The 21,835-nt window shown below is 65.1% G+C and carries 19 protein-coding genes; 11 read left to right on the forward strand and 8 right to left on the reverse strand.

Features of this window, described 5'->3' with window-relative positions; all coding sequences use genetic code 11:
• Window positions 1-31: 31 nt before the first annotated feature.
• The 6 genes from ptsP to thrS form a co-directional block, all read right to left on the reverse strand.
• On the reverse strand, window positions 32-1,933 hold the full coding sequence (gene ptsP, locus B2W22_RS20440; protein ID WP_414631250.1) for a phosphoenolpyruvate--protein phosphotransferase: 1,902 nt from the start codon (window positions 1,931-1,933) through the stop codon (window positions 32-34).
• Window positions 1,869-2,138, reverse strand: coding sequence for an HPr family phosphocarrier protein (locus B2W22_RS20445; RefSeq protein WP_006387993.1), 270 nt, complete (start codon window positions 2,136-2,138; stop codon window positions 1,869-1,871). The genes ptsP and B2W22_RS20445 overlap by 65 nt, the downstream gene beginning before the upstream one ends.
• A gap of 108 nt (window positions 2,139-2,246) precedes the next feature.
• Window positions 2,247-2,648, reverse strand: a complete 402-nt coding sequence (locus B2W22_RS20450; protein ID WP_056569684.1) for a PTS sugar transporter subunit IIA — start codon at window positions 2,646-2,648, stop codon at window positions 2,247-2,249.
• Between the two features lie 15 nt (window positions 2,649-2,663).
• Window positions 2,664-3,650 (reverse strand): glutathione synthase, encoded by a 987-nt coding sequence (gene gshB / locus B2W22_RS20455; RefSeq protein ID WP_175124020.1) that lies wholly within the window; start codon window positions 3,648-3,650, stop codon window positions 2,664-2,666.
• Between the two features lie 166 nt (window positions 3,651-3,816).
• Window positions 3,817-4,368, reverse strand: a complete 552-nt coding sequence (gene infC, locus B2W22_RS20460) for a translation initiation factor IF-3 (protein WP_076812461.1) — start codon at window positions 4,366-4,368, stop codon at window positions 3,817-3,819.
• A 20-nt stretch (window positions 4,369-4,388) separates the two neighbouring features.
• Window positions 4,389-6,341: a threonine--tRNA ligase gene (thrS, locus tag B2W22_RS20465; protein WP_175124019.1), complete on the reverse strand. Its 1,953-nt coding sequence runs from the start codon at window positions 6,339-6,341 to the stop codon at window positions 4,389-4,391.
• A gap of 562 nt (window positions 6,342-6,903) precedes the next feature.
• Here thrS and B2W22_RS20470 point away from each other — a divergent pair.
• Window positions 6,904-7,617, forward strand: coding sequence for a response regulator transcription factor (locus B2W22_RS20470; RefSeq protein WP_175124188.1), 714 nt, complete (start codon window positions 6,904-6,906; stop codon window positions 7,615-7,617).
• Window positions 7,618-7,646: 29 nt separating this feature from the next.
• Here B2W22_RS20470 and hemN read toward each other — a convergent pair whose 3' ends face one another.
• The gene (hemN, locus tag B2W22_RS20475) at window positions 7,647-9,077 is read right to left on the reverse strand and encodes an oxygen-independent coproporphyrinogen III oxidase (RefSeq protein WP_175124018.1); all 1,431 of its coding nucleotides are present in this window, start codon (window positions 9,075-9,077) and stop codon (window positions 7,647-7,649) included.
• 235 nt (window positions 9,078-9,312) lie between these two features.
• Between hemN and B2W22_RS20480 the strand changes: the two genes are divergently transcribed.
• The 10 genes from B2W22_RS20480 (at window position 9,313) to B2W22_RS20525 (ending at window position 19,610) form a co-directional block, all read left to right on the forward strand.
• A complete protein-coding gene (locus tag B2W22_RS20480) occupies window positions 9,313-9,579 on the forward strand; it encodes a hypothetical protein (protein ID WP_175124017.1) in 267 nt (88 codons plus the stop codon).
• 174 nt (window positions 9,580-9,753) lie between these two features.
• Window positions 9,754-10,494: a FadR/GntR family transcriptional regulator gene (locus B2W22_RS20485; RefSeq protein WP_175124016.1), complete on the forward strand. Its 741-nt coding sequence runs from the start codon at window positions 9,754-9,756 to the stop codon at window positions 10,492-10,494.
• Window positions 10,491-11,747 carry a Zn-dependent hydrolase gene (locus B2W22_RS20490; protein ID WP_218343341.1) on the forward strand — a complete coding sequence of 419 codons (1,257 nt, stop codon included), beginning with the start codon at window positions 10,491-10,493 and terminating at the stop codon, window positions 11,745-11,747. The genes B2W22_RS20485 and B2W22_RS20490 overlap by 4 nt, the downstream gene beginning before the upstream one ends.
• Window positions 11,748-12,054: 307 nt before the next feature.
• A complete protein-coding gene (locus B2W22_RS20495) occupies window positions 12,055-13,632 on the forward strand; it encodes an ABC transporter substrate-binding protein (protein WP_175124014.1) in 1,578 nt (525 codons plus the stop codon).
• Window positions 13,633-13,732: 100 nt separating this feature from the next.
• Window positions 13,733-14,740: an ABC transporter permease gene (locus B2W22_RS20500; protein WP_056569653.1), complete on the forward strand. Its 1,008-nt coding sequence runs from the start codon at window positions 13,733-13,735 to the stop codon at window positions 14,738-14,740.
• Window positions 14,737-15,576: an ABC transporter permease gene (locus B2W22_RS20505; protein ID WP_286939369.1), complete on the forward strand. Its 840-nt coding sequence runs from the start codon at window positions 14,737-14,739 to the stop codon at window positions 15,574-15,576. Before B2W22_RS20500 ends, B2W22_RS20505 begins: the two co-directional genes overlap by 4 nt.
• 9 nt (window positions 15,577-15,585) lie before the next feature.
• Window positions 15,586-17,226, forward strand: coding sequence for an ABC transporter ATP-binding protein (locus B2W22_RS20510; protein ID WP_175124013.1), 1,641 nt, complete (start codon window positions 15,586-15,588; stop codon window positions 17,224-17,226).
• A 36-nt stretch (window positions 17,227-17,262) separates the two neighbouring features.
• A complete protein-coding gene (locus B2W22_RS20515) occupies window positions 17,263-17,553 on the forward strand; it encodes a cupin domain-containing protein (protein ID WP_056569641.1) in 291 nt (96 codons plus the stop codon).
• A 47-nt stretch (window positions 17,554-17,600) separates the two neighbouring features.
• Entirely contained in the window at window positions 17,601-18,665 is a 1,065-nt protein-coding gene (locus B2W22_RS20520; protein WP_175124012.1) for a histone deacetylase family protein, read from the forward strand.
• A 45-nt stretch (window positions 18,666-18,710) separates the two neighbouring features.
• Window positions 18,711-19,610 (forward strand): DMT family transporter, encoded by a 900-nt coding sequence (locus tag B2W22_RS20525; protein WP_175124011.1) that lies wholly within the window; start codon window positions 18,711-18,713, stop codon window positions 19,608-19,610.
• Here the strand turns inward: B2W22_RS20525 and B2W22_RS20530 are convergent.
• Window positions 19,582-21,798, reverse strand: a complete 2,217-nt coding sequence (locus tag B2W22_RS20530; RefSeq protein ID WP_286939370.1) for a TonB-dependent receptor — start codon at window positions 21,796-21,798, stop codon at window positions 19,582-19,584. The two genes, B2W22_RS20525 and B2W22_RS20530, sit on opposite strands and share 29 nt — an antisense overlap.
• Between the last annotated feature and the right edge of the window lie 37 nt (window positions 21,799-21,835).

The raw sequence follows: 21,835 nt of genomic DNA on the forward strand, positions 1-21,835 counted from the left end.
TTTTTGCCAGCTTGCTTGGGAAGGTGTCAGATCAGACCGGGCCGAGCGCGTCCAGGTCGACGGGCAAGGCGCGGTTCAGCGCCGACGCCACCTTGATGCGAAGCGCATTGGAGTGCGCCCGGCGGACCTCACGCTTGACGTCCAGCAGCTGCTGCGGGTGCATGGAGAACTCGGTCAGACCCAGCCCGAGCAGCAGGCGGGTCATGCGCGAATCGCCTGCCATCTCACCGCAGACGGCCACCGGCTTGCCCGCGCGCTCGCCGGCATTGATGGTGTTGGCGACCAGGCGCAGCACCGCCGGGTGCAGCGGATCGTAAAGCGACGCCACGTCGTGGTCGCCGCGGTCGATGGCAAGCGTGTACTGGATCAGGTCGTTGGTGCCGATGGACAGGAAGTCCAGCGCCTGGGCAAAGGGTTCGATGGCGATGGCGATGGCGGGTACTTCAACCATCGCGCCCACCTCCATGTGCGGCGCGTAGGCCTGGCCACGGGCATCGAGTTCGCGCCGGGCGGCCTCGATGGCGGCCTTGGTCGCGACGACCTCGTGCATATGCGCGATCATCGGGATCAGCAAGCGCACCGGTCCGTGGGCGGAGGCCCTCAGGATGGCCCGCAACTGAGTCGCGAACATCTCGGGGCGCGCCAGGCAGTAGCGGATAGCACGCTGCCCCAGGGCGGGATTGGTGGCCACGGTGGCCTCGCCGTCCAGCGTCTTGTCAGAGCCGATGTCCAGCGTGCGGATCGTGACCGGACGGCCGGCCATCACCTTGACGACCGAAGCATAGGCCTCGTACTGCTCTTCTTCGCCGGGCAGATCGGGCCGGCCCATGAAGAGGAATTCGCTGCGGAAGAGTCCGATGCCGTGCGCGCCGGAAGCCAGCGCCAGCGCGGCCTCGTCCGGCAGCTCGATATTGGCGTGCAGCACGATGTCGATGCCATCCAGGGTGACGGACGGTTCGTCGCGCAGGAGGCTGAGTTCGGCGCGCTCGTCGGCGTAGGCGGCCTGGCGGCGGCGGTATTCCTGGAGGATGCGTTCGGACGGATTGACCACCACGACGCCAACCGAGCCGTCGATGATCAGCATGTCGCCGTCGCGGACCAGTTCGCGCACATTGCCCATTGCCACCACCGCGGGCACGCCCATGCTGCGCGCCACGATCGCGGTGTGTGAGGTCGGTCCGCCCAGGTCGGTGACAAAGGCGGCAAAACGTCCGCCGCGCAAGCGCAGCATATCGGCGGGCGAGATATCGTGCGCCACCACGACGAGGGCGTCATCGCCGCCCATGTGGGACATGTCGGGCAGGATCGCCGACGTGCCGGCCAGCACGTGCAGCACGCGCTCGATCACCTGGCGCACATCCGCCCCGCGCTCGCGCAGGTATTCGTCTTCCATGGCGTCGAACTGCTGGCCCAGAATCTGGCCCTGCGTCGTCAGCGCCCATTCGGCGTTGTAATGGCGCTCGGCGATCAGGGCGAGCGTCTGTTCGGCCAGGAGCGGATCGCCTAGTAGCAGACTGTGTACGTTGAGCATCGCGCCCAGCTCGCGCGGCGCGTCGGCCGGCAGCGTGTCAGCCAGTTGCAGCAGTTCCTGCTGGGCTGACGCCAGGGCCTCGGTCAGGCGGGCGCTTTCAGCGGGCACGTCTTCCGGCGAAATCCGGTAGTGCGCGACTTCAAGGGCCGCAGCCCCCATGACGACGGCGCGGCCGATGGCGTAGCCCTTGGCGACACCCTTGCCGTAGAGACACACAACGGGGCCGGCAGAACCAGCCCCTTGGGGTGCGCTGGTCGCGGGCGCGCCGGTCGTGGGCACGCCGGTTGCCGCTACGGGCGAACCGGCCCGAGCCGGGCCGGTTGCTTCAGGAGAGGGTCTATTCCTGCTCACCGAATTTGCTGTCGAACAGAGTTTCGATTTCGGAAAGCGCTTGCTCGGCATCGCTGCCGGAGGCCTCCAGCTTGACGGTGACGCCCAGTCCGGCTGCCAGCATCATGACGCCCATGATGCTCTTGGCGTTCACGCGTTGCGCACCGCGCGAAATGAAGATCTCGCTGGAAAACTTGCTGGCCAGCTGCGTCAGCTTGGCGGCGGCCCTGGCGTGCAATCCCAGTTTGTTGCTGATGACAATGTCAGTATTAGGCATAGGAAAGGTGGTGACCGCGGGCTATGCCGCAGTGTTGATCGCAGCCAATCGTCGTACCGATCGTCGGCTTGAAATAATAGCCGACATAATAGGGCAATTTTCCGCCCGTCAGTCTACCCGCAAGACGCCCTGCACCCCGCCGGCAAGCGCCTTTTCGCGGGTTTCGGCCAGCGGCAGGTTGCGGTAGGTCAACGCGCGCAGCAGCATCGGCGTGTTGAGACCCGCGAGCACACAGCACTGGATGCCCTGTGCCTGCGCATCGGCGACCGCGCGCTTGGAGATGTTGGCGGGCGTGGCGCCGATCAGGTCGGTCAGCACCAGGACGCCCGCGCCGTGGTCCTGCTCGAGGATGTCTTTCAGGACATCCGGCGCCAGGTCATCCGGCAGGTCTTCAGGCAGGATGTCATGAATTGCCAGCATGCCGTCCAGATCGCCCATGACGTGGCTCGCGCATTCGCGCATTGCCGCGCCCAGAGGCGCGTGCACGACGATCACAATACCCGTGGTCATGTCGGTTCCGAAAAATCAGGCAGCGACGGAGGCGGCGCTGGCAGCCTTGGCCGCCACGGCCTTTTCGAGCGCCTGCACGAACATGCCGGCCACGTCGAAGCCGGTCTGTTCGGCGATTTCCACGAAACAGGTGGGGCTGGTGACGTTGACTTCGGTAACGAAGTCGCCAATGACGTCCAGGCCGACCAGCAGCAGACCGCGGGCGGCCAGCTTGGGCGCCACGGCTTCGGCGATTTCGCGGTCACGGGCAGACAGTTCCTGCGCGACGCCACGGCCGCCGGCGGCCAGGTTGCCGCGCGTTTCGCCGGCCAGGGGGATGCGGGCCAGGGAATACGGCACGGGTTCGCCGCCGATCAGCAGAATGCGCTTGTCGCCCTTGACGATGTCAGGGATGAAACGCTGCGCCATGATGGTGCGCGCGCCGTTGTCGGTGAGCGTTTCCAGGATGGCGTTCAGGTTGGGATCCTTGGGCTGCAGGCGAAACACGCCCGTGCCGCCCATGCCGTCCAGCGGCTTGACGATGACGTCCTGGTGCTTGTCATGGAACGCCTTGAGACGGGCCATGTTGCGAGTGACCAGCGTGGGCGCGGTGAACTCGCTGATTTCGGTGATCGCCAGCTTTTCCGGGTGGTTCCGGATGGCCGCGCCGCCGTTGAACACGCAGGCGCCCTGCGCCTCGGCGTATTCGAGCAGGTGCGTGGAATACACGTATTCCATGTCGAACGGGGGGTCCTTGCGCATCACGACCGCGCCAAAATCCGCCAGTGGCAGATCCTGGGAGGCGGAATCGCGCCACCAGTCGTGGCCGTGCAGGTCGGCATCGGCGACCAGCTCGATCGGGGTGGTCTGCGCCTTGACGACGCCCGCCTCGATGTAGAGGTCGCCCTGCATGGCCACGCTGAGCGTGTGCCCGCGCGCCACGAGGGCACGCATCATGGCGACCGAACTATCCTTGTACGCCTTGAGCAGCGGCAAGGGATCCAAAACGAACAAAACGTGCATCGCGACACCCTGAACGGACGCCGCCTCCCCTGCTGGGAAGGCGGCTATGCTTTGTGACATCGTAGCGTAGAGCCGGCCAATAAGCGAACCCGCCGGTCACGAGACGGACACGGCGGGTTGCAGGAATGCAAGGCTAGGCCTTGCCTGAACCGGATACGGCGGGCGCTCAGGCTGCCGATTCGGGCTTGCCTGCGGGCACAGCCTTTTTCTTCGGCGCCAGCACCATGACCATCTGACGGCCTTCGAGCTTGGGCATGGCTTCGACCTGGGCAAGCTCCAGGAGGTCGTCGCGCACGCGCTCGAGAACGCGCATGCCAAGTTCCTGGTGAGCCATTTCGCGGCCACGGAAACGCAACGTCACCTTGGCCTTGTCGCCCTCTTCGAGGAAGCGGCGCAGGTTGCGCAGCTTGACCTGATAGTCGCCCTCGTCGGTCGCCGGACGGAATTTGACTTCCTTGACCTGGATGACCTTCTGCTTGGAGCGGGCTTCGGCTTGGCGCTTTTGCTCTTGGTACTTGAACTTGCCGTAGTCCATCAGACGGCAGACCGGCGGCTCGGCGTTCGGCGCGATTTCCACCAGATCCACGTCGTTTTGCTCGGAAAGACGGAACGCGTCGGCAATCTTGACGATGCCCAGCTGTTCTCCGTCCAGACCTATCAGGCGCACCTCGGGGACGCGGATTTCACCGTTGATGCGATTGGCTTTTTCAGTGGCGATGTTGAAAGCTCCTAGAAATGTTAAGCAGCGCTGCTATCGGGTTGATTGACGTCGCGACGGGTGGCGACGTCTTCGGACAACCGGGACACAAAGTCGTTGAACGGGATGGCGCCAAGGTCCAGGCCGCCCAATCCACGTACCGCGACAGTGCCGTTTTGCTTTTCCTTGTCGCCGACGACAAGAATGTACGGCACCTTTTGCAGGCTGTGTTCCCGAATTTTACGAGTGATTTTTTCACCGCGCAAATCGGACTCTACTCTAAAGCCTTGTTTTTTCAGGCTTTGCGTGATTTCGGCAGCATAATCGGCCGAAGGTTCGGAAATGCAGCATACAACTGCTTGCACCGGCGCCAGCCAGGGCGGCATGGCGCCGGCGTGGTTTTCGATCAACATGCCGATGAAGCGCTCGAGCGAACCGAGGATCGCGCGGTGCAGCATGACCGGCGGGCGGCGCTGGTCATTCTGGTCCACGTACTCGGCGCCCAGGCGCACGGGCATGGAGAAATCGACCTGGATCGTGCCGCACTGCCAGTGACGGCCGATGGCGTCCTTGAGCGTGTATTCGACCTTCGGACCGTAGAAGGCGCCCTCGCCCGGCGAGATTTCGAATTCGCAACCCGTGCGGCGCAGGCTTTCCATCAGGGCGGCTTCGGCCGTATCCCAGACTTCGTCCGTGCCGATCCGCTTTTCAGGACGCGTGGCGACCTTGTACAGGACTTCGGTAAAGCCGAAGTCGCGATAGACCTTTTGCAAGAGCGCCGTGAAATCGGCGCATTCGTCCTGGAGCTGGTCTTCGGTACAGAAAATGTGGCCATCGTCCTGCGTGAAGCCGCGCACGCGCATCATGCCGTGCAGCGAACCGGAGGGCTCGTTGCGGTGGCATTGGCCGAATTCGCCGTAGCGCAGGGGCAGTTCGCGGTAGGAATGCAGGCCGGCGTTGAAGATCTGCACGTGGCCCGGGCAGTTCATGGGCTTGAGGCCATAGACGCGGTTTTCGGACTCGGTCGTGAACATGTTTTCACGGTAGTTGTCCCAGTGGCCGGTCTTTTTCCAGAGCGAAATGTCCAGGATCTGCGGCGCCTTGACTTCCTGGTAGCCGTTGTCGCGGTACACGCTGCGCATGTATTGCTCGACCTGCTGCCACAGGGCCCAGCCCTTGGGATGCCAGAAGATCAGGCCCGGGGCCTCGTCCTGGAAGTGGAACAGGTCAAGTTCGCGGCCGATCTTGCGGTGGTCGCGGCGCTCGGCCTCTTCGAGCATGTGCAGGTAGGCTTCCTGCTCTTCTTTCGTTGCCCAGGCGGTGCCGTAGATGCGCTGGAGCATCTCGTTCTTGCTGTCGCCGCGCCAGTAGGCGCCTGCCACCTTCATCAGCTTGAAGACCTTGAGCTTGCCCGTGGACGGCACGTGCGGGCCGCGGCACAGGTCGATGAAGTCGCCTTCACGGTACAGGCTAAGCGTCTCGTTGGACGGGATCGAGGCGATGATTTCCGCCTTGTACTTTTCGCCGATGCCCTTGAAGAATTCGACGGCGTCGTCGCGGGACCATTCTTCGCGCGTGACGACTTCGTCCTTCTTGGCCAGTTCGGCCATCTTCTTTTCGATGGCGGCCAGATCTTCCGGCGTGAAGGGGCGCTTGTACGAGAAGTCGTAGTAGAAGCCGTTGTCGATCACAGGGCCGATGGTGACCTGGGCATCAGGGAAGAGCTCCTTGACGGCATAGGCCAGCAGGTGGGCGGTCGAGTGGCGGATCAGATCCAGGCCGTCCGCATCCTTGGCCGTCACGATGGCCAGACGGGCGTCTTCTGCGATGCGGAAACTGGTGTCGACGAGCTTGGATTCCGCGCCGTCGAACGTCACGCGGCCGCCCAGGGCAGCCTTCGCCAGGCCCGTACCGATCGATTGCGCCACTTCGGCAACCGTTACCGGTTCCGGATATTGGCGCTGCGAACCATCGGGCAATGTGATCTGTACCATCGGGAGTGCTTCCTGGGGTTCTTGGAACTGAAAAACGAAAACAGAAACGAAAAACGCGGCTTGGTAGCCGCGTTCATTTGATTGTCTTGATGAGTCCTACCGCTGACCTGACACGGTGAAACCCGACGCACGAAAAAACTAACGCGACATGGGGCGAAAGTTCCGGGTCGTAGTTCGTGCGGGCGGGAAAAACATGTTGGGGCCTGTTGGTGCGCGCACTGCGGGGCGCGAATCAAGGTGCAGCAAAACAAATGCAGCTGAAATAGCTGCATGGATCGTTGCCGATTGTAGCACCGTTTGCGGGCTATCCGTGGCGAAAACGCCACGGAGGATTGCAGTGAGCGCACCGGGGACGCAGCGAGATGTTTAGTGCCGACGGATCGGTCTGATTTTGGCCCGTTTGGTAACTCAAACGCGCGCCGAACACGTAATCTGCCCACGAATTTCAGGGCCGCGCACGGAAATGCGCCAGCGACCGCCGCGTCGTGGCCGCGCGGATTGCCCTGGACCCCCATCCGATCGTGGAGCAACGATGAATCGCGTTTCAGAGACTGCAAGCCAGATGACCGGCGGCTCGCTTCACGGCCCGCTTATCGCGCCGGCGGACGGCTTAGAGGCCCGCAAGCACCTGCTGCTGTCGCGGCCGCCGCCGGTGATCCGGGTCGCGGTCCTGGACGACCATCCCGTCGTCGCGCTGGGCATTGGCGCCTTTCTGGAAAGCCGCCCTGGGTTTCACGTGGTGCACCGCGAGACCTCCGCGCGCTCCTTGCTGGAGAAACTGGCCAAGCAGCCGTGCGACGTCGCGCTGATCGACTTCTATCTGCCCCTGGAACCCTTCGATGGCGTCAACTACCTGCGGCGGGTGCGCCGCTATCACCCCAACATGGCGGTCATCACCTTTTCGGCTGGCAATCGCCAAGAGACCGAGTACGCCGCCTTTCGGGCCGGCGCCGCCGGTTACCTGGCAAAACAATGGGGTCTGGTCCTGCTGCCGGACATGATCCGCGGCGTGGTCGAGGCCAACACGCCGTTCCTGACGGTCGAAGACGGACAGATCTGCAGCATGGAGCCGACGGCGCCGCATGCGCTGCTAACGACGTCGGAAGTGGAGGTGCTGCGCCACATCAGGCAGGGCCTGTCAGTGACGCAGATTGCCCGCAGGCTGGTGCGCAGCAAGAAGACAGTCAGCACCCACAAGCGCCGCGCCATGCGCAAGCTGGGGCTGTCGGATGATTTGTCGCTGGCGCTGTACTTGCGCGACAAGTTTGCCGAATGAATCGCGCGGCCGGTTGGCCGCGCGAGAGATCAGATGATGCGGGAGTACGTGGCGGTGGGAATGGCCGATCGCAGGTATTTGTCGAAGGCCATGGCCACGGCCCGCACGAAGTACCAGCCCAGGCCGGTGACCCGCAATTCGCCCAGGTGCAGATTCACCAGGCCCAGTTCGGCCAGGCTGGCCACCTGCGAGAGCTCGCGGCTGAAGTAGTCGCCGAATTGCAGGCCATGCTTGGCCTCGATGCGGGCGAAGTCCACGCGGCCCTGGCACATGATGTCCATGATGATTTCGCGGCGGACCAGATCGTCGGGGCTAAGGGCCAGGCCGCGTTCTACGGCGAACCTTCCGGATTCGATGGCCGCGTAGTATTCGTCGAGGATCTTCGCGTTCTGGCTGTAGGTGTCGCCGATGCGTCCGATGGCCGACACGCCCAGCGCGATGAGGTCGCGATCCGGCTGTGTGCTGTAACCCTGGAAATTGCGGTGAAGCTCGCCGCGTTGCTTGGCAATGGCCAGTGCGTCGGTGTTCAACGCGAAATGGTCCATGCCGATATACGTGTAGCCCTGTTTCAGAAAGCCCTGGATGGCGGAGCTGAGCAGGCCGACCCGCGTGGCGCGGTCCGGCAGGTCGGCTTCTTGAATGCGGCGCTGCGGCTTGAAACGTTCGGGCAGATGCGCGTAGGCATAGAGTGCGATGCGGTCGGGACGCAGCGAGATGACCTGCTCGATGGTGCGGGCGAAGGATTCGGTGGTTTGCAGCGGCAGCCCATAGATAAGGTCCACGTTGACCGACGCATAGCCCAAAGCCCGCGCGCTATGCATCAGCGCGGCGACGTCTTCGTACGATTGGACCCGGTGCACCGCGACCTGTACGCGTTCGTCGAAATCCTGGACGCCGAAGCTCAAGCGGTTGAAGCCCAGTTGCTGCAGGAAGGCCAGGCGCTCGGGGGTAGCGGTGCGAGGATCGACTTCGACGGAAATTTCGGCATCGGGCTCAAAGCGGAAGGCGCCGCGCAGATCGCCCATCAGCCGCGCCAGTTCCTCGTTGGACAGGAACGTGGGGGTGCCGCCCCCGAAATGCAGTTGCGATACCGGCACGCCCGGGCCCAGTTCCTGCACATGCAGCGCGATTTCGCTGGACAGCGCATCCAGATAGCGGGCGGCGCGGTCGTGGTGGCGGGTCACCACCTTGTTACAGGCGCAGTAATAACAGACCGATTCACAGAACGGAATGTGCACGTAGAGCGACAGTGGCTCGGCCGGGCTGGTTGCGCGCCGCTGCTGCAGGGCGAGGCGGTAGTCTTGCTCGCCGAAGCTTCCGTGATAACGGTCTGCCGTAGGATACGAGGTGTATCGCGGCCCGTTCTTGTCCAACCGGGCCAGCAGTTGGGGTGGAAAAAACGGCTCGGCGGTGGCGGGCGCCGGCGATTCCGAAGATTGAGGGCGTAGAGCGGCTTGCATAACCCGGATTATTCGCCTGCCCGCCCCCCGACACTTTGATCTTGCGCAAACGGCGAGCACCGCGTCTGCCGCGGGGCAAGCTTTGCCACGGCGAGCGAGCGCCATCCTGCTGCGCCGCCCTGCCCCGTAAAATGCCGCGACTCACCGGGCAAGACGTGCATGCCGAGAATCGCGCAGCCCGATTCCCGCCCCAGACTCCCGCCGCGAGATTCCCGCAGCAAACAAGGATCAATCAATGGAAACCGAACTGGAAGGCCGCCTGCTGGCCATGCGCCAAGCGCTGGCGATTGCGATCGCCCTGTCGACCCGCAGCAGTCCCCAGGCCACCGACATGGCGCTGGAACTCCTGGGCGACCTGAAGGCCAATCTGGACAACACGCCGGCCGACAGCCCGTTCGGCAAGCCGGAATGGGTGGTGGGCGCCCATGACGAACTCGACGGCATCGCCCGCCTGGTTCGGGCGTTTACGCAAACGCCTGAACCGGACGACGACGGGCAGTAGACATGCGTCGAACTCAGGCCAAATCACCTCCAACTGGCCTGACCACCAGACGAACAGCAGTGGATTCCCTCACATCGTTTTCCCTGAAAGCGGCGGTTTCCCCTTTTGTTTCAAGGGCGAAGTGCCTATATTGGTGGCCTGACCACCAGGCCAACCCTTTGCGCAGACCGCCCGATGAGCACCTTTCAAGCCGTCGCTGTCACTCGTCTGTATCGCATGATCGCCGACCAGATCGCGGGACGCATCCGGGCCGGCGACTTTCCGCGCGGCCGGCGGTTGCCGTCAGAGCGGGACCTGGCCGAACAATTGCAGGTCAGCCGCGCGTCAATCCGCGAAGCGCTGATCGCACTTGAAATCGAGGGCTACGTCGAGGTCCGCGTCGGCACCGGTGTTTTCGTGGCGGACAAGGAAGGCGGCGGCGCGGCGTGGGGCGCCGGGCCGAACGCCAGTGCGGCGCAGAGCACCGACGACATCGGCCCGTTCGACCTGCTTGAAGCACGCCTCCTGATCGAACCCGAATGCGCCGGCATGGCGGCCCAGCACGCCACGCCCACCCAGCTTGCGGCGATCCGCGAAGCCCATGAGGGCATGTCCCTGACGGATTCCCCCGGTCGGCACGACCGCGAATTCCACGGCGCGATCGCTGCCGCCTGCGGCAACGCCGCGCTGGCCGCCGCGGTGGGCCACCTGTGGAACCTGACCCAGTCCAGCTCGGTGTACCGCCGGATGCAGGACTACTTCGTCGACGCCAAGGTGTGGGCCGTCGCCCACGCCGAACACCAGCGCATCCTGACTGCGATCGTGGCGCGCGACCCCATGCGGGCGCGCCACGCCATGCACGCACACCTGCTTGGCATCCTGGCGCGATTGCGCGAGGACTTTGGCGACGTTTCCAACCCCCGAGGCGATCTATGACGACACCCACCCTGTCCATCAACGGCAACCGGCTGTGGCAATCCTTGATGGATCTTGCGCAGATCGGCGCGACGCCCAAGGGCGGCAACTGCCGCCTGGCGCTCACCGCGCTCGATGGCCAGGGGCGCGATCTGGTGACCGGCTGGATGCGCGATGCCGGCATGACGGTGCGCGTGGACCAGGTGGGCAACATCTTTGCCCGGCGCGCGGGCCGCGACGACAGCCTGCCGCCCGTCATGACGGGCAGTCACATCGACACGCAGCCCACCGGCGGCAAGTTCGACGGCTGTTATGGCGTGCTGGCCGGGCTTGAAGTCATCCGCACCCTGAACGACGCGGGCGTGCAGACCGACGCCCCGCTGGAAGTGGCCATCTGGACCAACGAGGAAGGCTCGCGCTTTGTGCCGGTCATGATGGGATCGGGCGTATTCGCCGGCAAATTCCCGCTGGAAACCGCGCTGTCGGCCCGCGACGCGCAGGGCATCAGCGTGCGCGACGAGCTTGCCGCCATCGGGTACGCGGGCGCCGATCCCGTGGGCGGCCGCCCCGTCGACGCCTATTTCGAGGCGCATATCGAGCAGGGCCCGATCCTTGAGCACGAGGAAAAGACCGTCGGCGTGGTGACGGGGTCGCTGGGGCTGCGCTGGTACGACGTCACGGTGACCGGCATGGAAATGCACGCCGGTCCGACACCGATGGCAATCCGCCGCGACGCGCTTTTTGCCACGAGCTTCCTGCTCCAGGCGGTCGTGAACATCGCCAACACCCATCAGCCGCATGGACGCGGCACGGTGGGCGAGATCCACGCCTTTCCGGGATCGCGCAACGTGATCCCGGGCCAGGTGCGTTTCACCACCGACCTGCGCCACGAAGACGAGGCGACGCTGGACCGCATGGACCAGGATTGGCGGCGCGTCTGCGACGACATCGCCGTCGCGCATGGCGTGCGTGTCGAGGTGAAGGATGTGCAGTACTTCCCGCCGACGCCGTTCGATCCGGATCTGGTCGACAAGGTGCGCAAGGGCGCCGCGAACCGTGGTCTGCCCGCGATGAACATCGTCACCGGCGCCGGACACGATGCCGTCTACATGGCCGCCGTCGCGCCCACCGCCATGATCTTCGTGCCGTGCAAGGACGGCATCAGCCACAACGAAATCGAAGACGCACGGCCCGAGCATCTGGAGGCCGGGTGCAACGTCTTGCTCGACGCCATGGTGGCGCGGGCCAATAGCGCCAGTCAGCGCCCTGAATGATTTGCCCAAGCCGTAGCCAGCACGCCTGATTCGTCCAACAAGAATGCAAAGGGGAAAAAACTTGCAGCCGGACACTCACCGCACCGCAGCCGACGACCGCGCCGCCCTCGCCGCCCTGGCGAAGCACCATTGAATTCTCCGCATTGGTGCGCGGCGCCTTAACCAGCACCTGAACGAAGCATTGTTGCAGCAGCTCCACCCGCAGTACCCGAGAAACGCAGGTGGCATGAGGTTTGCTTGATTCGGCACGGCTATCGCCGCGTCCAGGCGGCCGCCTGTCCGACCCTTTCCAGCCCGGAGGCTCGCAGTGAAATCGAAAAACTGGTTTTCCCTTAGCATCGGCGCATTGGTCCTTGCGGCCGCGCTGCCCGCCACGCAGGCGTTCGCCCAGACCAAAGGCGGCACGCTGAACATGATCGTGCAGCCCGAACCGCCGGTCATCGTGACGGCCATCAATCAGCAGGGGCCAACGCAATTCGTTGCAGGCAAGATCTACGAAAGCCTGCTGACCTACTCCACCGACTTGAAGCCGCAACCTGGCCTGGCGAAGTCCTGGGAAGCCGCCGCTGACGGGCTGACCTACACCTTCCATCTGCAGGACAACGTGAAGTGGCATGACGGCAAACCGTTCACGTCCGAAGACGTGGTGTTCTCGCTGGCGGAGATGCTGCCCAAGACCCATGCGCGTGCCCGCGTCATCCTGAACAAGTTCGTCGATTCCGTGACGGCGCCGGATGCCAAGACCGTGGTCATCAAGCTGAAGACGCCGTTCCCGGCCTTCATGCTGATGTTCGAACCCGGCTTTGCGCCGATGATGCCCAAGCATCTGTACGCCGGCACGGACTACATGACCAACCCCGCCAACCAGAAGCCCGTGGGCACCGGCCCGTTCGTCTTCAAGGAATGGAAGCGCGGCGAATACATCAAGCTGGCGCGCAATCCCGACTACTGGAAGCCGGGCAAGCCCTATCTGGATGAGCTGGTGTTCAACGTGATTCCGGATGCGGCCTCGCGCGCCGTGGCCTTTGAGCGCGGCAGCGTGGACGTGCTGCGCGGCGGCGACGTGGACAACGTCGACATCAAGCGCCTGCGCGGCCTGCCCAACGTGGAATACACCACCGCGGGCTGGGAGATGTTCTCGCCGCAGGCCTACCTGATCTTCAACATGCGCAAGCCGCCCTTCGACAACCTGAAGGTGCGCCAGGCCGTCATGGCCGCGATGAACCGCAACATGGTGGTCAACAACATCTTCTTCGGCCTGGGCAAGGTGTCGACCAGCCCGTTCGTGACGACCGAGATGTTCTACGACAAGAACATGCCGCCGATGCCGTTCGACATGAAGAAGGCGCGCGCGCTGATCAAGGAATCAGGCATCAAGCCGGGCGACTACACGATCCGCCAGTTGAGCTTTCCGTATGGTTCGACCTGGGACCGCCTGGGTGAATACACCAAGCAGGCGCTGGAACAGCTTGGCTTCAAGGTGAATGTGGAATCGACCGACGCGGGCGGCTGGGCCAGCCGCACCGGCAACTGGGACTTCGACCTGACCACCACCTTCACCTACCAGTACGGCGACCCCGCGCTGGGCGTGCAGCGGCTGTACATCTCGTCGAACATCGTCAAGGGATCGCCCTTTGCCAACGTGCAGGGATACAGCAATCCCGAGACCGACAAGCTGTGGGAGGCCGCCGCCTCCGAGGTCGATCCGGCCAAGCGCCAGGAGCTCTACACCAAGATCCAGACGACCCTCGTCAACGAGGTGGCCAACGGATTTCTGGTCGACATGGAGTTCCCCACCCTGTCTCGCGCCAACGTCAAGAACCTGGTCAAGACCGCCATCGGTCTGAACGAGTCGTTCGACGACGTCTACATCGAGAAGAAGTAAGCGCTGCCGATGCGCCGCCGCGGGCTTGACCCGCGGCGGCGCCCCGCTGCGCGATGGGCCCGCTTGCCGCCGGCAAAGCCCGTCCTGAAAGGACCCGAGCATGAGATTCCTGTCTTTCCTGCTTTCCCGCATCGGCAAGGCCCTGGTGGTGGTGCTGGGCGTGGTGATCATCAATTTCTTCCTGATACGGCTGGCGCCCGGCGACCCCGCCGCCGTGCTCGCCGGCCAGGCCGGCGCGGGCGATGCCGCCTACGTGGACCAGCTGCGTGTCGCTTTCGGGCTGGACAAGCCGATCCTGACGCAGCTCCTGCTTTATCTGAAGGGCGTGGTGCAGCTGGACCTGGGCTTTTCGTACCGCAACCACGTGCCGGTGCTGGACCTGATCGTCGAGCGCCTGCCCGCCACGTTCCTCCTGATGTCGTGCGCCTTCGTGTTTTCCATCGTGCTGGGCGTGCTGCTGGGCGTGGTGGCGGCCAAGGCGCGCTACCGCAACAAGCGCCGCTGGATCGATAGCTCGGTGATGACCGGCGCCCTGCTCCTGTACGCCACGCCGCTCTTCTGGCTGTCGCTGATGGGCATCCTGCTGTTTTCGGTGGTGCTGGGCTGGCTGCCGGCGTTCGGCATGGAAACCGTGGGCGCCAACCTGACCGGCTGGGCGCGCGCGGGCGACATCGCGCTGCACCTCATCCTGCCGACCGTGACGCTGGGCTGCTTCTTCATGGCCGTGTATGTGCGGCTGACCCGCGCGTCGATGCTGGAAGTGATCGGCATGGACTTTGTGAAAACGGCCCGCGCCAAGGGCGTGAGCCCCAGCCGTGTGATCCGCGCGCACGTGCTGCGCAACGCGCTGCTGCCGGTCATCACGTTTGCCGGCATCCAGCTTGGGCAGATGGCGGGCGGCGCGGTGCTGACCGAAACCGTCTTCGCGTGGCCCGGCATCGGCCGTCTGATGTTTGACGCCCTGCTGCAACGCGACTACCAGCTTCTGCTGGGCATCTTCCTGGTCACGTCCATCATGGTCGTCGTCTTCAACCTGTTGACCGACGTGCTGTACCGCCTGATCGATCCGCGCATCGGCGCGGGCGCGCAGCAAGGAGCCTCCGCATGAAGTCATTCGCCCAACGTTACATGCGCAATTACGGGGCGGTGGCCGGCCTGGTCATCATGCTGATCGTGGTGGCCGTGGCTCTGGCGGCGCCGCTGCTGTACGAGGAATCGCCATGGATGATGGTGGCCGATCCGCTGATCCCGCCGTTCACCAATGCGGACTATCCGTTCGGCACGGACATGCTGGGCCGCGACATCACGGCCGGCCTGGTATGGGGCGCACGCGTGTCGCTGATGGTCGGTTTGCTGTCGACCGCCGTGGCGCTGCTGTTCGGCATCCTGGTGGGGTCGGTGGCCGGCTATTGCGGGGGCCGCGTAGACGACGCGCTGATGCGTTTCACCGAATTCTTCCAGACCATTCCGCAACTGGCGATGGCCGTGGTGCTGGTCGCCATTTTGAGTTCGTCGGTGTATTCGATCATGGGCGCGATCGCCGTGGTGTCCTGGCCGCCGGCCGCGCGGCTGGTGCGGTCGGAGTTCATGACGCTCAAGCAGCGCGAATTCGTGCAGGCGGCCATCGTGATTGGCCAGACGCCGGCGCGCATCGTGGGCACGCAGATCCTGCCCAATGCCATGTCGCCCATCATCGTGTCGGCCTCGTTCATGGTGGCGACCGCCATCCTGACGGAATCGTCGCTGTCTTTCCTGGGCCTGGGCGACCGCAACCTGATGAGCTGGGGCTTCATGATCGGCGCGGCGCGCACGATGATCCGCGAAGCCTGGTGGATGAGCGTGTGGCCGGGCGTCGCCATTTTGCTGACCGTGCTGGCCATCAACCTGATCGGCGAAGGCCTGAACGACGCCCTCAACCCGCAACTGCGCAAGCGCGGCGAATAGGAGGCCGGCATGAATCCAACCTCAGAATCGACGCCGCTGCTGTCCATCCAGAACCTGACCATCGCGCTGCCCAAGGGTGGCGATCGTCCCTACGCCGTACAGGACGTCTCGTACGACATCCGCGCCGGGGAAATCCTGTGCATCGTCGGCGAATCCGGATCGGGCAAGTCCATGAGCGCCAACGCCATCATGGGACTGCTGCCCGACTACCTGACGCCGCAGCAGGGCCGCATCCTGTTCCGCGGCCAGGACCTGCTGCAGCTGGACGAGCCGGCGCTTCAGGCCATGCGCGGCAAGGACATGGCGATGATCTTTCAGGAGCCGCTGTCGGCCCTGAACCCGCTGATGACGGTGGGCGAGCAGATCAGCGAGGTGATGCGCGTGCATGACGCCTACCCAGGCGCCGAGCGCCTGAAGCGCACGCTGGAACTGCTGGAATTCGTGGGCCTGCCGGACCCGGCGACGCTCTATCACGTCTACCCATTCCGGCTGTCAGGCGGACAGCGCCAGCGCGTCATGATCGCGATGGCGCTGGCGCTGGAACCCGCGCTGCTGATCGCGGACGAGCCCACGACCGCGCTGGACGTGACGACGCAGGCGCAGATCCTGGCGCTGATCGCGCGGATCCAGAAAGAGAAAGGCATGGGCGTGATGTTCGTCACGCACGACTTCGGCGTGGTGGCCGAGATCGCCCATCGCGTGGCCGTCATGGAGAAAGGCATTCTGGTGGAACAAGGCCCTGCCGACGAAGTGCTCAACCGTCCGCGCCATCCATATACCCAGCGCCTGATCGCGGCGGTGCCTCACCGGCGCGGCGAGGAGCGCGCCGGGATCGCGGACGACAGACCGGTGCTGGAAGTGAAGGACCTGAAGAAGACCTACGTGATCGGCCACGGCTGGCTGGGCAACAAGCGCGAGGTGCGCGCGGTGGACGGCGTGAGCTTTGCCGTGCGGCGCGGCGAGACGCTGGGCATCGTGGGTGAATCGGGGTCCGGCAAATCCACGATCGGCAAATGCCTGCTCAAGCTTGTCGGCATCAATGGCGGCCAGTTGCTGTTCAACGGGCAGGACATCGCCACGCTGCCCGAGTCCCGCTTTCGGCCGATGCGGCACGAGATCCAGATGATCTTTCAGGACCCGTTTGCCTCGCTCAACCCCCGGCACACCGTGGGCCGCATCATCAGCGACGGCCCGGTCGCCAACGGCGTGGCGCGGGCGCAGGCCGAGGCCCGGGCGCGCGAGCTGCTGTCGCTGGTGGGCATGGATCCGTCTGCCTTCGATCGCTATCCCAACCAGTTTTCCGGCGGCCAGCGCCAGCGCATCGGCATCGCGCGCGCCCTGGCGCTGGAACCCAAGGTGCTGGTGGCCGACGAATCGGTCTCCGCGCTGGACGTGTCGGTGCAGGCGCAAGTGCTGCAACTGCTGCACGACCTGCAGCAGCGGCTGAAGATTGCGCTGGTGTTCATCACCCACGACCTGCGCGTAGCGGCGCAGATCTGCAATTCGGTCCTGGTCATGCATCGCGGCAAGGTGGTCGAGTACGGGTCGCCCGCCCAGATCTTCGACAACCCGCGGCATGCATACACGCGCCAGTTGATCGCCGCGGTGCCGGGCCAGCATTGGGACCCGACCAAGGCGCAGGCCGCCTGACCGCCATTCCGTCATCGCCATTCAGGAGAACCGCTTATGCAACGCCCCGCCGCAATCCCCACCGTGCAGATCGACAACGAGCAGGTCACCGTCACCGAGTGGCGTTTCCCGCCGGGTGGCGAGACGGGCTGGCACCGCCATGGCATGAACTACGTGGTGGTGCCGCAGACCACCGGCCCGTTGCTGCTGGACACCCCCACCGGCCAGGTCACCAGCCAGCTCACCACCGGCGTGGCGTACTACCGGCCGGTCGGCGTGGAGCACAACGTCATCAATCCCAGCGACACGGAATTCGTGTTCGTCGAGATCGAACTGAAGCGGGCATGAGCCCCGCGCATCTGGCATTGACCCGGACGGTCTGAGCGAGGATATCCATGAAGGCCTTTTTTTCCGAAGAACAGCTGCTGCATTCGCCCCGCCAATTCATGCGGCTGGGCCGCATCAGCGCCCCGACCGACCTGCCGTCGCGCGCCGAGAACCTGCAGCAGGCGCTGGCCGCCCGCGGCATCAAGGTCGAAGCGCCGGCCGACTATGGACGCAAGCCGCTCGAACACGTCCACAGCGCGGATTACCTGGATTATCTGGAAACGGCCTTTGCGCGCTGGCAGGCGTTGAAGGCGCCGGGGGTCGATCCCGGGCCGGAGGTTCTGCCGAATCTCTCGCCGTACTACAACGGCCGCATCGATGCCGCCGGGCGCGGCCCCTGCCCCTCGCCGTCCATCGTGGCGCAGACCGGGTACTACCTGAGCGACCTGTCCTGCCCCATCGGGCCGCAGACATGGCGCTCGGCGCTGCGGTCCACCCATAGCGCGCTGGCGGCGGCGGATCATGTGGCGGGCGGTGGCGGGGTGGCGTATGCGCTGTGCCGGCCGTCCGGCCACCACGCCCATCGCGATCGCGCGGGCGGCTTCTGTTACCTGAACAGCAGCGCCGCCGCGGCCAGCCGGCTGCTGCAAACGTGGTCAAAGGTGGCGGTGCTGGACGTGGACGCGCATCACGGCGACGGCACGCAGAACATCTTCTACCAGCGGCCGGATGTGATGACGGTGTCGCTTCATGCCGACCCGGCGGGCTATTACCCCTTCTACACCGGCTACGCGCACGAACGCGGCCACGGTGCGGGCGAAGGCTACAACCTGAACCTGCCGCTGGCGCACGGCTGCGGCAACGCGGAATTCCTGCAGGCGCTGGACACGGCGCTGGACGCCTTGGCGGGCTATGCGCCCGAGGCGCTGGTTTTGCCGCTGGGGTTCGACACGTACAAGGACGATCCCATCAGCGTGCTCCGGTTGGACATCGACGCCTACCGCGACATCGGCGCGCGCGTCGCCGGTCTGGGCGTGCCGACCGTGGTGGTGCAGGAAGGCGGCTACATGGTCGAGGCGATCGGACCGGCGCTGGACGCGTTTCTTGAAGGATTCGACCGTGGCGGCAAGTGACCATGCCCGGGGGTGCGCAAAGGCGTGCATGAGCACGTGCGCCGGATGAGCGCCCTGACCGGATCAACGCCCGCGCGCCAGACCGGCATCCTGCTGTTCTTTGCGGCGCTGGTGGCGTTTGCCACCTTCGACGCGGGCACCAAGCAGTTGCTGGAACGCTACCCCGCGCCCTTCCTGAACGTGATGCGCTACCTGGCGGTGGTGACGCTGGCGATGGGCATGCTGTGGCGCCATGGGCGCGGCCTGCGCCTGCGCGACGCGCCGGAAAAGCCGCTGCTGGTGCTGCGCGGCGTCATGCTGGCCACGGTGGCCACTTGCTTCATGACCGCGCTGATCTGGATGCCGCTGTCCGAAGCCACCGCCATCTACTTCACGGCCCCGCTCATCATGGTGGCGCTGTCGCCCTGGATGCTGGGCGAACGCGTCCGCGCGGCGCAATGGGGCGCCGTGGCTGCGGGGTTTGGCGGCATGCTGCTGATCGTGCGGCCCGGCGGCGACCTGCCTCTGCTGGGCACGTTGCTGATGGCGGTGTCCGCCGTCAGTTACGCAATCTTCCAGGTGCTGACGCGAAAGCTGTCGAACAAGGTGCCGGGGCCGGTGCAGTATGCGTACACCGCGTTCATCTGCCTCATCGTGACGGCGCTGCCGGCGCCCTTCTTCCTGCCCGATCCCTGGCCGGGACCGGCGGACACCGCCATCATTCTTGCGTTGGGCGCATGCAGCGGACTGGCGCAGATCCTGCTGATCGCCGCCTTCCAGCGCGTCCCGGCCGCGACGCTCGCGCCGCTGAACTACTTCCAGTTGCTGCTGGCGCTGGGCTTCAGCACGTTCTGGTTCCAGCGCCCGCCAGACGCGCTGGCGCTGGCGGGCATGGGGCTCATCATGGCGGCCGGGGTGTTTCTGGCGCTGGGCCCCCTTAGAAGTCCATCGACGCCGACAGCATGAACGTGCGCGGCGCGCCCAGTGCCAGGCTGGAGAGCTGCGGCATGCCCCAATAGGCCTTGTTCGTCAGATTATTGATGGCGGCGCGCAGCACCACCTGGCGGTCCGCCACCTTCGTGGCGTAGCGCGCGCCGATGTCGTACGTGGTGCGCCCGCCCACCGACAGCGAGTTGTCCGCGCTGATGTACTGCTTGGACACCGAGGTCGCGTTGGCCGTCAACGTCAGCCCCTGCACCGCCGGCACGTCCCATTCCACGCCAAGTTTGCCCTGTAGCCTCGGGATGCCGGTGGCCTGCTTGCCCTCGTTGGCCGCGACGGCCGCTTTTGTCACCTTGGGATCGATGTAGGCGACGCCGCCGATCAGGCGCACGCCACGCAGCGGTTCGCCGAAGAAGCCCCATTCCACGCCCTGGTTGCGCTGCTCGCCGCCGAACGAGAACATGTTTGTGACCGGATCGGTGTAGCTGCTGGGGCGCTCGATTTCAAACAGCGCCAGCGTATGGGTGAAGTCGCCCAGGTCGACCTTCAGGCCGATCTCCTTCTGCTTGGTCTTGAAGGGCGCAAAGAGCTCGCCTGCGTTGGCCGCGGTGGCGGGCGCGGACTGACCCTTGGAGAGGCCCTCGATGTAGTTCGCGTACACGGAAATGTTGTCCGTCGCCTTGACGAGCAGCGCGGCGGCGGGCGTCGTGGCGTGGGCGTCATAGCGGCTGGTGCGCGCGCCGGTGGCGACGCTGAAGCTGTCGGTGCGGACCTCCTGGCGGCGCGCGCCCAGCGTCAGTTGCACGCGGTCCTCCGCAAAGGACAAGGTGTCGGCCAAGCCATAGCTGATCATGCGCGTCTTGCTGTGCATGATGGGGGGAAAAACGCCGGCGGGCGCCGGACCCCAGACGGGGTTGTAGATGTTGGTGACCCAGTCCGCGCCGGGCACCGAGCGGCGGCCGTAATCGTGTTGATCATCGGAGTAGTACGTGGCGTTCAGCACCCACTGATGCTTGATCGCGCCGGTCTGCAGTTTGCCGCGCAGGCCCGCGTCGCCGGAGGTCTTGTCCACCTCCATGTTTAGTTGCCCCATCGACGTGCGGAAGTCGCCGGCATCGTTGAACACCTGCGCCGACATGGCGCCGCTGTAGGTGTATTCGGAACGGCTGGTGCCGATGGCCGCGTACGCCATCAGCTTGTCGGTGACGTCGAATTCGCCGCGGACCATGGCGCCGCGATCCTGGTTCTTCACGTAGGCCCAATCCGGGTTCAACAGGGTTTCGGGTTTGGGCGGCTTGGGCACGCCGATGCCGGGCGCCAGGTTGATGCCGCGCGTCACGCCGTCGATGCGCTCATCGGTGTCGTACAGATCGGCGGAGATGCGGACCCGCTCGCCGCGCCAGTCCAGGCCCAGCGACGCCAGTTGCGCGCGCTTTTTCTGGTCGTCGACGGGACCGTCGCCGTTGCGGTACATGCCGTTGAACCGGATGCCGAACTGCTGGTTCTCGCCGAAGCGCCGCCCCATGTCCAGGTGCCCGCCGAACTGCGCGTCCGACATGTAGGTGGCGGTCAGGCGCGTCAGCGGCTCGGCGCCGGCGCGCTTGGACACCAGGTTGACCGTGCCGCCGACCGAACCGCCGGGAGGCATGCCGTTCAGCAAGGCGGACGGGCCCTTCAAGACCTCGATCCGCTCGAACATCTCGGGCGACGTCCGGTAGTAAGGCGCCATGCCGGCCAGCCCGTTGAACGTCATGTCGGTGGTGGCGGACGAGAAGCCACGGATCGAGTAGTTTTCGCTCCACGCGCCCGACACGCCGTTGCTGAACACCGACGGGTCGGTGCGGGCGATGACATCGGTGATGTCCTTGGCCTGCAGGTCCTCGATGTACTTTTCCGTGTAGTTGATGACGGAGAACGGCGTGTCCATGAAGTCCTTGTCGCCCAGGAAGCCTACACGGCCGCCGTACGTGACCTGGCCACCGGCGTAGGGCGTTGACGGCGCTTCCTGCGCATCGGCCTGGCCCGTAACGGTCACCGTGGGCAGGGTCTTCACACCCGTCTCCTGCTGCGCCCACGCCGGCGTCGCAACCGCGGCGCCCAGCGTAAGGCCGAACACGGCGGCGACGAAAGGGTTCAAGGAAAAGGCGGGCTTTGCCTGCCCGGCTAGCGGCGAAGGACGTGCGACGCGGCCGCTATGGCGACGTTTGCTCATGGAATGCTCCGTTCAGTTGAGCTGGGAACGCCCGGCA

Source organism: Achromobacter sp. UBA4530 (genome assembly GCF_002388205.1).
Lineage (GTDB): Bacteria > Pseudomonadota > Gammaproteobacteria > Burkholderiales > Burkholderiaceae_B > Achromobacter > Achromobacter animicus.

Excerpts from the sequence above, each read along its gene's own strand:
- ptsP (WP_414631250.1), bottom strand. The coding sequence starts at position 1,933 with ATGCCGAGCAAGCGCTTTCCGAAATCGAAACTCTGTTCGACAGCAAAT.
- B2W22_RS20445 (WP_006387993.1), bottom strand. The coding sequence starts at position 2,138 with ATGCCTAATACTGACATTGTCATCAGCAACAAACTGGGATTGCACGCC.
- B2W22_RS20450 (WP_056569684.1), bottom strand. The coding sequence starts at position 2,648 with ATGACCACGGGTATTGTGATCGTCGTGCACGCGCCTCTGGGCGCGGCA.
- gshB (WP_175124020.1), bottom strand. The coding sequence starts at position 3,650 with ATGCACGTTTTGTTCGTTTTGGATCCCTTGCCGCTGCTCAAGGCGTAC.
- thrS (WP_175124019.1), bottom strand. The coding sequence starts at position 6,341 with ATGGTACAGATCACATTGCCCGATGGTTCGCAGCGCCAATATCCGGAA.
- B2W22_RS20470 (WP_175124188.1), top strand. The coding sequence starts at position 6,904 with ATGACCGGCGGCTCGCTTCACGGCCCGCTTATCGCGCCGGCGGACGGC.
- hemN (WP_175124018.1), bottom strand. The coding sequence starts at position 9,077 with ATGCAAGCCGCTCTACGCCCTCAATCTTCGGAATCGCCGGCGCCCGCC.
- B2W22_RS20480 (WP_175124017.1), top strand. The coding sequence starts at position 9,313 with ATGGAAACCGAACTGGAAGGCCGCCTGCTGGCCATGCGCCAAGCGCTG.
- B2W22_RS20485 (WP_175124016.1), top strand. The coding sequence starts at position 9,754 with ATGAGCACCTTTCAAGCCGTCGCTGTCACTCGTCTGTATCGCATGATC.
- B2W22_RS20490 (WP_218343341.1), top strand. The coding sequence starts at position 10,491 with ATGACGACACCCACCCTGTCCATCAACGGCAACCGGCTGTGGCAATCC.
- B2W22_RS20500 (WP_056569653.1), top strand. The coding sequence starts at position 13,733 with ATGAGATTCCTGTCTTTCCTGCTTTCCCGCATCGGCAAGGCCCTGGTG.
- B2W22_RS20505 (WP_286939369.1), top strand. The coding sequence starts at position 14,737 with ATGAAGTCATTCGCCCAACGTTACATGCGCAATTACGGGGCGGTGGCC.
- B2W22_RS20510 (WP_175124013.1), top strand. The coding sequence starts at position 15,586 with ATGAATCCAACCTCAGAATCGACGCCGCTGCTGTCCATCCAGAACCTG.
- B2W22_RS20515 (WP_056569641.1), top strand. The coding sequence starts at position 17,263 with ATGCAACGCCCCGCCGCAATCCCCACCGTGCAGATCGACAACGAGCAG.
- B2W22_RS20520 (WP_175124012.1), top strand. The coding sequence starts at position 17,601 with ATGAAGGCCTTTTTTTCCGAAGAACAGCTGCTGCATTCGCCCCGCCAA.
- B2W22_RS20525 (WP_175124011.1), top strand. The coding sequence starts at position 18,711 with ATGAGCGCCCTGACCGGATCAACGCCCGCGCGCCAGACCGGCATCCTG.
- B2W22_RS20530 (WP_286939370.1), bottom strand. The coding sequence starts at position 21,798 with ATGAGCAAACGTCGCCATAGCGGCCGCGTCGCACGTCCTTCGCCGCTA.